General features: G+C 63.6%; 12 protein-coding genes. 5 read left to right on the forward strand and 7 right to left on the reverse strand.

Annotated features, from left to right (window positions below; genetic code table 11):
• Positions 1 to 28: 28 nt before the first annotated feature.
• The 6 genes from alkB to AC1RQ5_RS22425 all read right to left on the reverse strand — a co-directional run bounded on the left by alkB (position 29) and on the right by AC1RQ5_RS22425 (position 5,725).
• Positions 29 to 679 carry a DNA oxidative demethylase AlkB gene (gene alkB, locus AC1RQ5_RS22400; protein WP_493201872.1) on the reverse strand — a complete coding sequence of 217 codons (651 nt, stop codon included), beginning with the start codon at positions 677 to 679 and terminating at the stop codon, positions 29 to 31.
• Positions 680 to 693: 14 nt separating this feature from the next.
• On the reverse strand, positions 694 to 1,428 hold the full coding sequence (locus AC1RQ5_RS22405; protein ID WP_493201873.1) for a 2OG-Fe(II) oxygenase: 735 nt from the start codon (positions 1,426 to 1,428) through the stop codon (positions 694 to 696).
• Between the two features lie 227 nt (positions 1,429 to 1,655).
• Positions 1,656 to 2,345, reverse strand: coding sequence for a DUF2848 domain-containing protein (locus AC1RQ5_RS22410; RefSeq protein WP_493201875.1), 690 nt, complete (start codon positions 2,343 to 2,345; stop codon positions 1,656 to 1,658).
• 141 nt (positions 2,346 to 2,486) lie between these two features.
• Entirely contained in the window at positions 2,487 to 3,833 is a 1,347-nt protein-coding gene (locus AC1RQ5_RS22415; protein ID WP_493201877.1) for an amidase, read from the reverse strand.
• 48 nt (positions 3,834 to 3,881) lie between these two features.
• Positions 3,882 to 4,214, reverse strand: coding sequence for an AtuA-related protein (locus tag AC1RQ5_RS22420; RefSeq protein ID WP_398477177.1), 333 nt, complete (start codon positions 4,212 to 4,214; stop codon positions 3,882 to 3,884).
• Positions 4,211 to 5,725: an acyclic terpene utilization AtuA family protein gene (locus AC1RQ5_RS22425; RefSeq protein ID WP_493201879.1), complete on the reverse strand. Its 1,515-nt coding sequence runs from the start codon at positions 5,723 to 5,725 to the stop codon at positions 4,211 to 4,213. The genes AC1RQ5_RS22420 and AC1RQ5_RS22425 overlap by 4 nt, the downstream gene beginning before the upstream one ends.
• 216 nt (positions 5,726 to 5,941) lie before the next feature.
• Between AC1RQ5_RS22425 and AC1RQ5_RS22430 the strand changes: the two genes are divergently transcribed.
• The 5 genes from AC1RQ5_RS22430 (at position 5,942) to AC1RQ5_RS22450 (ending at position 11,613) form a co-directional block, all read left to right on the forward strand.
• A complete protein-coding gene (locus tag AC1RQ5_RS22430; protein ID WP_398477040.1) occupies positions 5,942 to 6,355 on the forward strand; it encodes a Zn-ribbon domain-containing OB-fold protein in 414 nt (137 codons plus the stop codon).
• A gap of 4 nt (positions 6,356 to 6,359) precedes the next feature.
• Positions 6,360 to 7,499: a thiolase C-terminal domain-containing protein gene (locus AC1RQ5_RS22435; protein ID WP_493201882.1), complete on the forward strand. Its 1,140-nt coding sequence runs from the start codon at positions 6,360 to 6,362 to the stop codon at positions 7,497 to 7,499.
• Positions 7,500 to 7,671: 172 nt separating this feature from the next.
• Complete coding sequence (locus AC1RQ5_RS22440) at positions 7,672 to 8,592, forward strand: SDR family NAD(P)-dependent oxidoreductase (protein WP_493201884.1); 921 nt, start codon at positions 7,672 to 7,674, stop codon at positions 8,590 to 8,592.
• 330 nt (positions 8,593 to 8,922) lie between these two features.
• Complete coding sequence (locus AC1RQ5_RS22445) at positions 8,923 to 10,236, forward strand: MFS transporter (protein WP_398477047.1); 1,314 nt, start codon at positions 8,923 to 8,925, stop codon at positions 10,234 to 10,236.
• Between the two features lie 330 nt (positions 10,237 to 10,566).
• Complete coding sequence (locus tag AC1RQ5_RS22450) at positions 10,567 to 11,613, forward strand: SMP-30/gluconolactonase/LRE family protein (protein WP_493203522.1); 1,047 nt, start codon at positions 10,567 to 10,569, stop codon at positions 11,611 to 11,613.
• Between the two features lie 115 nt (positions 11,614 to 11,728).
• On the opposite strand, the gene ppc is transcribed toward AC1RQ5_RS22450, so the two are convergent.
• Positions 11,729 to 14,515 carry a phosphoenolpyruvate carboxylase gene (gene ppc, locus AC1RQ5_RS22455; protein ID WP_493203524.1) on the reverse strand — a complete coding sequence of 929 codons (2,787 nt, stop codon included), beginning with the start codon at positions 14,513 to 14,515 and terminating at the stop codon, positions 11,729 to 11,731.
• Positions 14,516 to 14,655 lie beyond the last annotated feature (140 nt).

Raw genomic sequence — 14,655 nt, forward strand, 5'->3', positions numbered from 1 at the left:
GCGAAGGAAAGTGTTCACCGCGCTGATATCAACGGGTCTTGCGGAAGGTGAGATTGATGCGCTGGGCGCCCATCACCGTATGCTCGCCCTCCGGCAGCGGCGCGACACCGTGATAGGCCAGCCGCGACGGGCCGCCCCAGACGACCACATCGCCATGGGTCAGGCGATAGCGCTTCTGCGCCGCATTGCGCGTGAGGCCACCGAACAGGAACGTGGCCGGCAGGCCGAGCGAGACCGAGACGATGGGCGCGCCGAGGTCGAGTTCGTCCTTGTCCTGGTGCAGCGAGAGTTTTGCGCCGGGCTTGTAGCGGTTGATGAGGCAGGCATCGGGCGCAAAGTTGGTATAGCCGCCCTCCGACGCGGCGCGCGCTGCGAGGTTGCGCAGCGATGGTGGCATCGACGGCCAGGTCTCGCCACTGTCGGGATCGACCGGATCGTAACGATAGCCACGCGCATCCGACACCCAGCCGACCCGGCCGCAATTGGTCATCGCCACCGACATGGTATGACCGCCGGGCGTGATGAGATGCCGGAATGGCGCGGCCTTCACGATGATACGGAGATCGGCCAGCAGGGCCTGCTCGTCCGTGCCAACACAATCGCGCAGCAGCACGGCGCCTTCGCCGAGATTTTCGCGAGGGGGCTGCGTGTCGCGGATGGCGGCGAACAGGTCGGTCATCTATTCACTTGCACTCACTTTGCATCATGGAAGATCACGCCGAGCGTATGGCGCCGGCCCGTCTTAACACGGCTGACGCCGTGGCGCAGGTTGACGCGATAGCTGCCGCGGGTGCCCTGAACAGGGCGATGATGCACGGCAAACACCACGGCGTCGCCCTGTTGCAGCGAGACCACCTCGGCGCGCGACTGCATCCGCGGGCGCTGCTCGGTGAGCACGAATTCCCCGCCGGTAAAGTCTTGATCGGGTTGCGAGAGCAAGATCGCGACCTGCAGCGGGAAGACATGCTCGCCGTAGAGGTCCTGATGCAGGCAGTTGTAGTCGCCGGCGTCATATTGCAGCAGCAGCGGCGTGGGGCGGGTCTGACCGGCCTCGTGGCAGCGCTTCAGGAAGGCGGCGTGATCGCTGGGAAACCGGACATCGATGCCCATGGTCTCGTTCCAGCGATTGGCGATGGCGCTGAGCGGGCCATAGAGCGCGGGACGCAGCGCGGCGATGGGATCGGGCAGCGGATAATTGAAATATTTGTATTCGCCGCGGCCGAACCCATGGCGCGCCATCACGATGCGGCTGCGGAAACGCGCGTCGTCGGGATACAGCGCGGCGAGGGCGCGGCATTCGTCCGGCGTGAGGAGCTTGTCGAAGACGGCGCAGCCCTGCGCGTCGAGATCGGCGCCGATGCGCGGCCAGTCGATGGCATCGAGGCGCGGATCAGATGCGGGGCGTGTGGCGATAGTTGCAGATGGCATGATGCAGCCGCCGGATATGCGCCGATCATCGGCAACAGGTGGGGCTGCATTGTGGGGGATGGTCGCGATGGCGCCACCCGATTTCCGGAAACTCGGTGTCGTCCCCGCGCAGGCGGGGACCCATAGACACCGAAGCAATGGCAAGAACGCGGTAGCGGCGGCTGCCTGGTTTCACTTTTGCCGACGGAGGGTATGGGTCCCCGCCTGCGCGGGGACGACGGCTGAGTTTACCCCACCACCGGCAAGGTCTTGATGTCGTAGCCGTGGCTGATCTTGCGCTTCAGCACGGGGTCCTCGATTTCGAAGTCGAAGCGATCGGCCGGGCGGATGCCGCCCTTCGCCGCAAAGGTGCCGCCGAACATCGCGGTGCCATCGGGCAGCGTGCTCGCGTCAAAGCCCTTCTTGATCAGTTCGGCCACCGGCAGCATGCCGCTCAGCTTGCCTTCCTGATACAGCACCTTCTCGCCCTTGATGGTCGCCCACGAACGCAGGATGATCTCATCCCAATGCGGGAGAAGTTCTTCGAGCGCCCACACCACCGGCGCGATGGGCTTGTCGCACATCTGCTTCGACACGGTGATGTTGTAGGTCTCGACCTGGCGGTCGGTGTGGTCGGAGCCGACGCCGACATAGGTCTTGCCGCCGGAGGCGATCAGGCAGAACTCGACCTCGCCCGACGAATTCACGTCGGTGCACTCGATCATGCCGTCGGTGGTGAAGCGGCGCGCCGAGCAGCGGTAGTAGATTGGGGTCGTCGCCGGCGGCGCGATGCCGAGCTCCTGCAGCTCCTTGATGTGATGATCGCGCGCGACGGGATCGCGGCCGGTCCAGCCGGCGATGACGCCCTGGGTCAGCGTGATGTTGAGCGGGGTCTGCGCGCCCTTGGCGTCGAGCGTGAGTGCGATGGTGGTGGTCATGTATTGGTCCTTTGTAAAAGTCCGTCTCTGTCCCTCATGGTGAGGAGGCGCGCAGCGCCGTCTCGAACCATGAGCTATTGCGCTCCGTCGCCATCCTTCGAGACGCGCGCAAGTGCGCGCTCCTCAGGATGAGGGGCGGAGTTAGCCGTGGATCGTCTTTTCGATTCCAGCGGCGAGTTCGAAAATGCGGCGGTCGTTGCCACCCGCCGCAGCCAGCATCAACCCGACCGGGGCTTCGTCCTTGCGCGAGATCGGCAGCGAGATGGCGCAGCCGTCGATCATGTTGATCAGCGTGCAATTGCGCAGCGCCATCAGGTTCTTCTTGGCGAACACCTTGTCGTCGGCCATCTCGGCGATCGATGGCGGTGCAATGGGACAGGTCGGCATCACCAGCGCATCATAGGGCGCCATCGTCGCCTCGGCCCGCGCGATCAGCGAGCGGCGCATCGGCAGGAGATCGATATAATCGGCGGCCGTCATCGCCTCGCCGCGCGCAATGCGCACGGCGACGCGGGGATCATAGACATCGCCCTTCGCCGTCAGCAGTTCACGATGCCAGGCGAAGCTCTCGGCCGCGGTGAAGCCACCCTTGCTGCTCATGAGCGGGATGTCGTTGAAAGCCGGCACTTCGATGCGCTCGATCAGCGCGCCCTTCTCGGTGAGCAGCTTGATGCTGCGCTCGAACACCTCGGCGACGACGGGATCGAGTTCGTCCATGGCGATCGTGGTCGGGATCGCGAGACGCATGCCCTTGATGGCGCGCGGGGTGAGCTCGAAGTCCGGCTCGCCGGCGAGCACGGCATCCATCGCCGCACAGCAGGCGACGCTGCGCGCCAGGGGACCGATGCTGTCGAGGGTGAAGGACAGCGGCACGGCGCCATCGAGCGGCACGCGGCGCTGGGTCGGCTTGTAGCCAACAATGCCGTTGAAGGCCGCGGGGATGCGGCAGGAGCCGCCAGTGTCGGTGCCAAGCGCCGCATGGGCCATGCCGTCGAGCACGGACACGCCGGCGCCCGAGGACGAACCGCCCGGCACATGGCCGACCTCGCGCTTCCAGGCGCCCTTCGGCGTGCCGTAATGCGGATTGGTGCCAATGCCGGAATAGGCGAACTCGACCATGTTGGTGCGGCCGATCAGGATGAAGCCGGCGGCACGCAAGCGGGCCACCGTGGGGGCATCGCTGTCGGCCGGCGCGGAGTCATCGAGCGCGCGCGAGCCGGCGCGGGTGACCTGGCCCTTGATGTCGAACAGGTCCTTGATGGAGATCGGAATGCCGGCAAAGCGCGACGGCGCCGCATTGGCCTTGCGCAACGCGTCCATCGCGTCAGCGGCGGCCAGAGCGGCGTCCTTATCGACATGGATATAGACCCGCTGCCCCTCGCCTTTCGGGTCAGCGATCCTGGCGAGGCAGTCCTCGACCAGTTGTCGCGAGGTGGTGCGGCCGGCTGCGAGATCGACGGCGAGGCTGGCGAGTGTCGGTGCAGACATGGTCACGGTTCCTGTCCAGTAGCTTGGTCAGGCCGTGACCGGATGCGTTCACGGCGCCTCGTCGGTATCGCCGATACGGCCGGTAATTTCCAGATCGAGCAGCGCGGAGCTGAGCGACTTGCCATGCGCATCGAGCGCCAGCGATCGCGTGACTCCACCGCCAAGTGCCTGATCCATCACAAAATTAAGTGCGGAAATATTGGGCAGTTCATAGCGGACCACCTCGCCCTGCACGATGTCCTTGAACAACGTTTTCACGCGCTCGGCGGTCACCTCGGACAATAGCAACGGATATAGCTTTGCGTCAAAGGCAATTACCGAGATGTTGGAAATGTTGCCTTTGTCCCCGGTGCGGGAATGGGCGATGTCACGCAGCTTCATGACCCGATCTCCGTCGTTGTCCCCGCCTCGCACGCCAAAGGCGTGCACGGGGCGGGGACCCCTACACGCTGTCGGATTATAAGGAGCGCTGTCGCAGTGAGAGCGCGTCGCGGCAGGCCTCGGAGGTTATGGGTCCCCGCCTGCGCGGGGACGACAGGCGAATTACGCTCTGCTCGGGCCTCCACGAAACGGACGGATGGCTTTGCCTGCTCGCGCGGCAGCAGCACCGAGGCGACGGCAATGACATCGCGCGCCGACTTGGTGGCGCCGCCGCCACCGGCCGGGCCATTGGTGTAGAGCGTCTCGACCTCATTGCCGATGCGGACCGCCTCGCGCAGGCTGTCCGTGCGGCCGGTGACGCGAACGCGGACTTCATACGGTTCGGAGCGGGCGCCGAGAGATTCGCCGTGCAGGGAATCGACGCCGATGAGATCGAAGCGTGTTTCGGACGTGATGACACCGGTCAGTTTCAGGCGCTCGCGCACGATGTCGAGCGCAAGGCGGCCGCGCGCGACGGCGTTGGGGCCGGCATAAGAGATCTGGCCCTCGCCGATATAGCTATCGAAATAGCCGACCGAGACTTTCAGCGTATCCGGTCGCTGCGTGCCCTGCCCGCCGGTGACGCGGACGCGATCCTTGCCGATCTCCTCGATCTTCACCTGCGAAAAATCCGCGACCACATCGGGCTGCAGATAGCGTTTGGGATCATGCACCTCATAGAGCAACTGCTCCTTGCAGGTGCGCGCAGAGACTTCGCCGCCGGAGCCCTCGACCTTGGTCACGACCAGCGTGCCGTCCTCGCTGACTTCGCCAATGGGAAAGCCGAGCCGCGCAAGGCCTTGCACATCCTTGAAGCCGGGATCGGCAAAATAGCCGCCGGTGATCTGGCCCGCGCATTCGAGGAGATGGCCGACCACGATGCCCTGGCCAAGCAGATTCCAGTCGGTCATCGACCAGCCGAAAGCGTGGATCATCGGCGCGAGAAACAATGCAGGATCGGAAGCGCGGCCGGTGATGACGACATCGGCGCCGTCCTTCAATGCAGCGGCCATCGGCTCGGCACCGAGATAGGCATTGGCGGAGAGAACCTTGTTGCCGAGCCCGCGCATGGTGCTGTCGAATTCGAGCACAGGCAGGTCGCTCCCCTTGCAGGCATCGAGCACATCGTCGCCGACAATGGCGGCGATCTTCAGTTTCGGCAGGCCCATCGCTTTCGCGATCTCTGCCGTTTTTCGCGCGGCTGCCTCGGGGTTCGCGGCGCCCATATTGGTGACGATCTTGATGCCTTTTGCGGCGCAGATCGGCAGCACCGCGCGCATGCGTTCCTCGAGCAATGGGTCAAAGCCGCTGTCCGGATTTTTCATCCGCGCCTGCTGCGCCAGCGCGACGGTGCGTTCGCCGAGGCACTCGAAGACGAGATACTGGATGTCGCCCTTCTCGGCGAGTTCGACCGCGGGCTCGATACGGTCGCCGGAATAGCCGGCGCCGGAGCCGATCCTGATGCTGCGCAAAGGGCCCTCGCTTGTTTCGTTTCCCGGTATTCTGCCGCGACATTCCCGACGGAGTTGCAGCGCGGTAGGCACTCAGACCATCCCACCAGATTGGTGTCAAATGTGGTCCGCGATCCGCGATTACGGCTATGCAACACGGGCGCTGGACCGCCACCGGCCGATGTGGAATGTCCTTGACCACAACGAACCGGGAGCATCCCGGCACTGGAGGAACAGATGGCCGAACCAGCGCGGGCACGCCCGAAACCGACACCGGAAACCCAGCATTACTGGGACGGCGCCAAGGCCGGCGAATTGCGCCTGCAGCGCTGCGACGACTGTTCGCATGTGTATTTCCCGCCGCGCCCGTTCTGCTCGAAATGCGCCTCGCGGAATGTCTCGGTGTTCAAGGCCTCGGGCAAAGGTTTTCTCTACAGCTACGTGATCAATCATCGCCCGGCCGCTCCTGGCTTCACGCCGCCTTACGCGATTGCGGTTGTCGAGCTCGACGAAGGCCCGCGGCTGATGAGCAACATCATCGATTGCGCGCAGACACCGGAAGCGCTCGAACTCGACATGAAGCTCGAGGTCGCGTTCCAGAAGGTGGATGACACGCTCACCCTCCCCGTATTCCGTCCGGCGAAGGGCTGAGGTCATGCGCAGAAACGCAGTCGCCGTTGTCGGCGCAGCCGAGACCACCGAGCTCGGCGTCATCCCCACCATGTCGCAGATCCAGCTCCATGCGGATGCGGCGCTTAACGCCATCAAGGATGCCGGACTGAAACTGTCCGACATCGACGGCATCGCCACCGCGGTGGAGACGCCGCAGCAGCTCGCGCATTATCTCGGCATCACGCCGACCTGGGTCGATGGCACCTCCGTCGGCGGTTGCTCCTTCATGCTGCATGTCCGCCACGCCGCAGCCGCGATCGAGGCGGGACTCTGCAAGACCGTGCTGATCACGCATGCGGAGTCAGGCAAGTCGATGATCGGCAAATTGCCGCGCTCGATTCCGGCGGACTCATTGCAGGGACAGTTCGAGGCGCCTTACGGCGTCTATGGCCCGCCGAGCATGTTTCCGATTCCCGTACTGCGCTACATGAAGACCCACGGCATCACCCATGAGCAGATCGCCTCGGTCGCTGTGTTCCAGCGCGAATGGGCCGCAAAAAATCCGCGCGCGATGATGAAGGCGCCGATCACCGTCGAGGACGTGCTGAACTCGAAGATGATCGCCTATCCGTTCCGCATCCTGCAATGCTGCCTGGTCACCGATGGCGGCGGCGCGCTGATCCTGACCTCGGCGGATCGCGCCAAGGATTTCCCGAACAAGCCGGTCTATATTCTCGGCACCGGCGAGAGCGTGGAAACGCCGATGGTCAGCCAGATGGAGACCTTCGACTCGTCACGTGCCTTCCGCGTGGCGGGGCCGACGGCCTTCAAGGAGGCTGGCATCACCCACAAGGATGTCGATCACCTGATGATCTACGACGCCTTCGCGCATCTCCCGCTGTATGGCCTCGGCGATCTCGGCTTCATGCCGCATGAGGAGACCGGCAAGTTCATCGCTGACGGCAACACGCGCCCCGGCGGCAAGCTGCCGATGAACACCAATGGCGGCGGGCTCAGCTACATGCATTCCGGCATGTACGGCATGTATGCGCTGCAGGAGAGCGTGCGGCAGATGCGGGGGATTGCGCCGGCGCAGGTCGAGGGCGCCAAGATATCCGTCTGTCACGGCGTCGGCGGCATGTTCGCCGCGTCGGGGACGGTGATTTTTACGAATGAGAAGTAGCGACAAGCGCCATAGCGTCCCCTCCCCCCTCCGGGGGGAGGGTTAGGGAGAGGGGCAGCCCCACGTGACGTCGGAGCCTGTGGCTTCCCCTCTCCCGGCGCTACGCGCCGACCTCTCCCCGGTGGGGAGAGGTGACCATGAACACCAGAGTTTCAACCAAGAGGAAAATTACATGGCAAAAACCAAAATGCTTGACGGCAAGGTCGTCGTCGTCACCGGCGCGGGTCGTGGCATCGGCCGCGGCATCGCGCTGCTTTGCGCCGCTGAAGGCGCCAGCGTCGTCGTCAACGATCCCGGCGTCGCGACCGACGGTGCCGGCACCTCTGCCGCGCCAGCGGAAGAAGTCGTTGAGGAAATCAAGAAGGCCGGCGGCAAGGCCGTCGCCAATTTCGAATCCGTCGCCGAAGCGATCCCGGCCAGCAAGATCATCAAGCAGGCTGTCGACACCTATGGCCGTCTCGACGGCGTGGTGAACAATGCCGGCATCCTGCGCGACGCCATCTTCCACAAGATGTCGATCGACGCCTTCGAGGCCGTGATCAAGGTCCATCTGATGGGCTCGTTCTACACCTCGCATGCCGCCGCCCGCATCTATCGCGAGCAGAACTCCGGCTCCTTCGTGCACTTCACCTCGACCTCGGGCCTCGTCGGCAATTTCGGCCAGGCCAATTACGCGGCCGCCAAGCTCGGCATCGTCGGCCTGTCGAAGTCGATCGCGCTCGACATGCAGCGCTACGGCGTCAATTCGAACTGCGTCTCGCCCTTCGCCTGGAGCCGCATGATCGGATCGATCCCGACCGAGACCGAAGCCGAGAAGGCCCGCGTCGAGCGCATGCAGCGCATGGGCCCGGAAAAGATCGCCCCGCTGGTGGCCTTCCTGCTGTCGGACGCCGGCAAGGACGTGTCGGGCCAGATCTTCGCCGCGCGCATGAACGAGATCTTCCTGATGGGCCAGTCGCGCCCGATCCGCTCGATCCACCGTGACGAAGGCTGGACCCCGCAGACCCTCGCCGAACACGGCATGCCGGCGCTGAAGTCGTCGTTCTACAGGCTGGACCGCTCGGCTGATATTTTCAGCTGGGATCCGGTGTAAGGCCACACATTCCGCCCTCATCCTGAGGAGCAGCGCACCTGCGCTGCGTCTCGAAGGATGGCGGCAAGCGCGGAGCCTTGCCATCTCATGGTTCGAGACGGCGCCTACGGGCGCCTCCTCACCATGAGGGGCTGAGAAATTCACAACCCAAAATCGAATTAGAAATTATATTTCAAAATTAGCTATGCATTTTGACGTTATCTGACCCGTGACCGCCCAAATTTCGCAATAAAGAATTCCAGTTCTGGCCAAGGTCGGATATGTGACCGGCAAATAACAAGGTTCGACGTCACGCATCTGCGGGCCGGACCGCATTTGCTGGACATGACCATGACTGATCACGCGGGCGCGATGCCCTCCGCGGCCAAGACCAATACAACCGCGCATTCCAAGACCTTGAACTCTCCGGCGCGCGTGCTCACCGCGAGCCTGATCGGCACCACCATCGAGTTCTTCGATTTCTACGTCTATGCCACCGCCGCGGTGCTGGTGTTCCCGAAACTGTTCTTCCCGGCCGGCAACGACACGGCCGCGCTGCTCGCCTCCTTCGCGGTGTTCTCCATCGCCTTCTTCGCGCGTCCGTTCGGTGCGATCCTGTTCGGCCATTTCGGTGACCGCGTCGGCCGCAAGACCACGCTGGTCGCGGCCCTGCTCACCATGGGCATCTCCACCGTGGTGATCGGCCTGCTGCCGACCCATGCGCAGATCGGCCTCGCAGCCCCCCTGCTGCTGGTGATCTGCCGCTTCGGCCAGGGCCTCGGCCTCGGCGGTGAATGGGGTGGCGCCGTTCTGCTCGCCACTGAAAATGCGCCTCCCGGCAAGCGCAACTGGTACGCCATGTTCCCGCAGCTCGGTGCGCCGCTCGGCCTGTTCCTCGCCTCCGGCACCTTCTGGATCCTGCTGCATTTCGTCTCGCCCGAAGCCTTCCTGGGCTGGGCCTGGCGCGTGCCGTTCCTCGCATCCATCGTGCTGATCGTCATCGGCCTGTGGGTGCGTCTGTCGATCACCGAGACGCCGGAATTCCAGAAGGCCATCGACAAGGCCGAGCGCGTCGCCGTCCCCGGTATCGAACTGTTGAAGAACCACAAGCGCAGCCTCGTTCTCGGCACGCTGGTCGGTCTCATGACCTTCGTGTTCTTCTATGTCTGCACCGCCTATCTGCTCTCCTACAATGTCGGCGTCGCCAAGATGTCGCTGCTCGACGCGTTGAAGGTGCAGATCGCGGGCGCGATCGCCTTCGGCACCACCAACATCCTGGCCGGCCTCGCCGCCGACAAGCTCGGCCGCCGCAACCTGTTGATCGCCAACTGCCTGATGGTGATCGTGTTCTCGTTCTTCGTGGCACCCCTGCTCGGTGGCGGCGTCGCCGGCATCTACGCTTTCGCGCTGATCGGTCTTGCGATCTTCGGCATCAATTACGGCCTGATCGGCGCGGCGCTGGCCTCGCCGTTCCCGACTGCGGTGCGCTACACCGGCTCGTCGATGACGTTCAATCTGGCGAGCATTTTTGGCGCATCGCTCGCGCCCTATATCGCGACCTATCTGCAGGCGAATTACGGCCTCGCTTATATCGGCTACTATGTGCTGGCCGCCGCGGTGATCACGCTGATTGCGATCTTTGCTTCGGCCAAGCACGAAGTCTGACAACACCCGTGTCGTCACCCGGCGTGACCGGGTGACCGAGTCAACGAAAACGGCAGTGCTCACGCGCTGCCGTTTTCTTTTGCAACGCCTTCATGACTGCAGTGTCAGTGTTTACTGGGTTGCCCGGTCAAGCCGGGCAACGACAGACAGTATTGTGCATTGCCGCCACCGCGCGGCAGCAACGAATTCGCTGGTATCAGCGTCGCAACGCGCTAGCCTTCCACCAACTGGCGACAAAGCCAGACAGCAGGGAGGACGACGATGCAAAATCCATTTGCTCCGCGTGATACCGATCCCACTTCAAATGTGACATCCCTCAATCGCCGGCGCATGTTGCAGACAGCCGGCGCGCTTGCGGCCTCGACCATCGTGGCGCCGAAGGCCCTTGCTCGCGACTACGGCCGCAATATTCAGCCGCAGCGCTATCCCGATCCCGATATCGTCGTCATCGATCCCAAGCGTTTCACGGCCAAGGTCGGCAACACCGTCATCAAGCGGCTCTATACCGGTTGCCTGTGGGCCGAAGGTCCCGCCTGGAATGCCCAGGGGCAATATCTGATCTGGAGCGACATCCCCGCCAACCGGCAGCTCCGTTACCTCGATGATGACGGCCATATCTCCGAGCGCTTTCGCTATCCGTCCGAAGAGAGCAACGGCAACTCGTTCGACACCGAGGGACGACAGCTCTCGGCACAGCGCACGCGGCTGGTCCGCTTCGAGCACAATGGCGGCGTGACCACACTGGCCGAAGCGGCCAATGGCAAGCCGCTCAATGGCCCGAACGACATGGTGGTGAATCCCATCGACAAGGCGATCTGGTTCACCGATCCCGGCTATGGCGGCATCAACCTCTATGAGGGCCAGCGCGCCGCACCAGGCGTCACCCAGCCGAACCAGAAGGAAGCGGTGTATCGCATCGATCCCGCGAATGGTCAGATCAGCAAGGTGGCCGACGATCCGTTCAAGCCGAACGGCCTCGCCTTCAGCCCGGACTACAAGAAGCTCTATGTCTGCGACACCGGCATCACGCATTACCCGAATGCGAAGAATGTCGTGTGGCAATATGACGTGAACGGCGACAAGCTCACGGGCGGCAAGCCGCTGATCGACACGACGCTGGACGGCAAGTCCGGTTTTCCTGACGGGCTGCGGGTCGATACCGAGGGCAATATCTGGGTCGGTGCCGGCTGGGTCGGCGACGGCTATGACGGCGTCCAGATCTTTGCGCCGGATGGGCAGCGCATCGGGCAGATCAAACTGCCGGAGACCTGCGCGAATGTGTGTTTCGGCGGGAAGAAGCGCAACCGGCTGTTCATGACAGCGAGCCAGTCATTGTATGCGGTCTATGTGGAAACGCAGGGTGCGCATTTTTGTTGAGCGTTACCAGGCGCGGCCGTAGGGCGGATGAGGCGAAGCCGTAATCCGCCGCTGAGTTTCAACTGTGCACTCGGCCGGCGGATGACGCTTCGCTCATCCGCCCTACGGTCCGCGCTCACCCGCTATTCCTCAGCCCTGCCGAGATCCCGTTGATCGTGAGCTGAATGCCACGCAGCACCTGCTCGTCGCCACCATCGCCTTCCGCGCGATGCTTCTGCAGCAGCTCGACCTGCACGTGGTTCAGCGGATCGAGATACGGGAAGCGGTTGCGGATCGAGCGTTCCAGCAGCGGATTGCCCTGCAGCAAGCCATCCTGCTCCATGATGTCGAGCAGCGACTCGATGGACAGATGCCACTCCGCGCGAATGCGGCCGAAGATCTTTTCGCGGAGCACTTCGTCGGTCACCAGCTCCGCATAACGCGAGGCGATGGCGATGGAGCTCTTCGCCAGCACCATATCCATGTTCGACAGCAGCGTGCGGAAAAACGGCCATTCGCGGTGCATCTCCTGCAGGAACGCCATGCCCTTGTCCGGATGGGCCTTCAGCCACGCCGCGATGGCGCTGCCGAAACCGTACCAGCCCGGCAGCATCAAGCGACACTGCGCCCATGAGAACACCCATGGGATCGCACGCAGATCCTCGATCGCCCGCGTCTTCTTGCGCGACGCCGGGCGGCTGCCGATATTCAGCGTCGAGATCTCGTTGATGACGGTGGATCCCCAGAAGTAATCGACAAAACCGTCGGTCTCGTAGACCAGCCCGCGATAGGCCTTGAAGGCCAGCGCGGAGATCTCTTCCATCGCTTCCAGATATTCACCGCGCGGCGCGCTGTGCTTGGGCGCCAGCAGGCTCGCCTCCAGCGTCGCGGCCGCCAGAATCTCCAGATTGTTGCGGCCGACTTCGGCATTCGAATATTTGCTGAAGATGATCTCGCCCTGTTCGGTGATGCGGATCTGGCCGTCCACCGCGCCGCCGGGCTGCGCCAGGATTGCGTCGTGGCTTGGGCCGCCGCCACGGCCGACGGAGCCGCCGCGGCCATGAAACAGGCGCAGGCGAATGTGGTGGCGCTCGAACACATCGACCAGCTTGATCTCGGCCTTGTAAAGCTCCCAGCCCGAGGTGACGAAGCCGCCATCCTTGTTGCTGTCGGAATAGCCGAGCATGACCTCCTGCACGCCGCCGCGGCTGTCGACCAGCTTTCGATAATCATGCAGCGCGAACAGCCGGTCCATGATCTTGGCTGAGGCCTGCAAGTCCTCGATGGTCTCGAACAACGGCACGATATTGATGCCGCTGCGGCCGGAGGAATCGACGAGGCCAACTTCCTTCAGGAGGATGGCCACTTCGAGCATGTCGGAGACACCCTTGCACATGGAGATGATGCATTGGGGGATCGCCGCCGCGCCGAATTTGGCATGCACCTCGGCGGCCATGCGGAACAGCGCGAGTTCGCCGAGTGTCTCGTCGCTGTATTTCACGAACAGGGACGAGAGCGGCCGCGCATTCTTCAGCTCAGCGACCAGCAACGCGATGCGTGCATCCTCATCCAGCGACAGATAGGATTTGCCGGGCATTGCGGCATCGATCAGTTCGGCGACGGTGCGTTCATGCACGGCTGAATTCTGCCGGATATCGAGACTGGCGAGATGGAAGCCGAAACAATCTACTGCACTGCGCAGCGTGCGCAGCCGGCCGCGCGCGATCACGCGGGAATTGTCGGCATGCAACGAGCGGTCCAACACATCCAGATCGGCCTTGAAGTCGGCGGCCGACGCATAAGGCGGTGCATCGCCCACAGCCGCGCGACGATTCGGCACCTTGAGCGCATGGGCCGTTGCCGCCATCCGCGCATAGATGCCGGAGATCGCGAGACGATATGGCTCACCGGCACGATGCGGCGACGGATCAGGCGAACGTTCCGCCAGCGCACGCAGCTCGTCGGACACTTCCGAGAGATGCGCCGCCATCGACAGTTCCGCACCCAGTGCATGGAGCTCGTCGAGATAGAAGCTGAAAGCGCGCCGGCTTTGCAGCATCACCGTGCCTTCCATCACCTCTGCGGTCACAAAGGGATTGCCGTCGCGATCGCCGCCGATCCAGCTGCCCATGCGCAGGAAGGCCGGCAGGGCTTCCGGGCCGCCCTGATCGCTCAAACTGTCCTCGAGCCGTCCATGCAGCCGTGGCACCTCGCGCAGGAATGTGTAGTCGTAGAAAGCGAGGCCGTTAGTCACTTCGTCGAGCACCGTCAGCTTGCTGCGGCGGAGTAGATTGGTCTGCCACAGCGTCACCACTGCGCGACGCAGGGTCTCGTCCAGTGTCTCGGTTTCCTCCGCCGTGAGCTGCATCCGCTCGCGGCGATCGAGCAATGCCGCGATCTCCATTTCGCGATCGATGGTGCTCTTGCGGCGGACCTCGGTGGGATGCGCGGTGAGAACGGGCGAGACCAACGCCTGGCTGAAGAACTTGCCGAGCATCTTGGCGTCGATGCCGGCGTCCTGCGCGCGCGCCACGGCATGCGCCAGGGTGCCATTGGCCGACGCGGCATCGGCGCGCTGGGCGCGCATGCGGCGAATATTGTTCTGGTCCTCGGCGATATTGGCGAGGTGGGAGAAATAGCTGAAGGCGCGGACGATACGCACGGTCTCGGCGGTGGTCATGCCGTCGAGAATGGCTTCCAGTTCCTGCCGCGCCTCCTTGTCCTCGTTGCGATGGAAGCGCACCGAGGTCTGGCGAATGGCCTCGACCAGATCGAAGACAGCAGCGCCCTCCTGATCCCGAACCGTATCGCCAAGAATACGGCCAAGCAGCCGGATGTCTTCGCGCAGCTGCGCGTCAGCCTGCGGATCGGCGATAGGCCCGCCGTGCAGCGGGGCGGTTTCCTGGTCGTTCGGCAAAGTCATGGACACGGGACAACTCCGGAAAGGTGGCCGGGGACGCATTTGGTCGCATGTCTTGCTGCAATGCAAGATGAAGTTGGGGGAAGAGAACTTAAGCCGTCGTCCCCGCGCAGGCGGGGACCCATACACACCGTCGATATGGC

The sequence above is a fragment of the Tardiphaga sp. GW821-FHT12E02 genome (genome assembly GCF_058807155.1).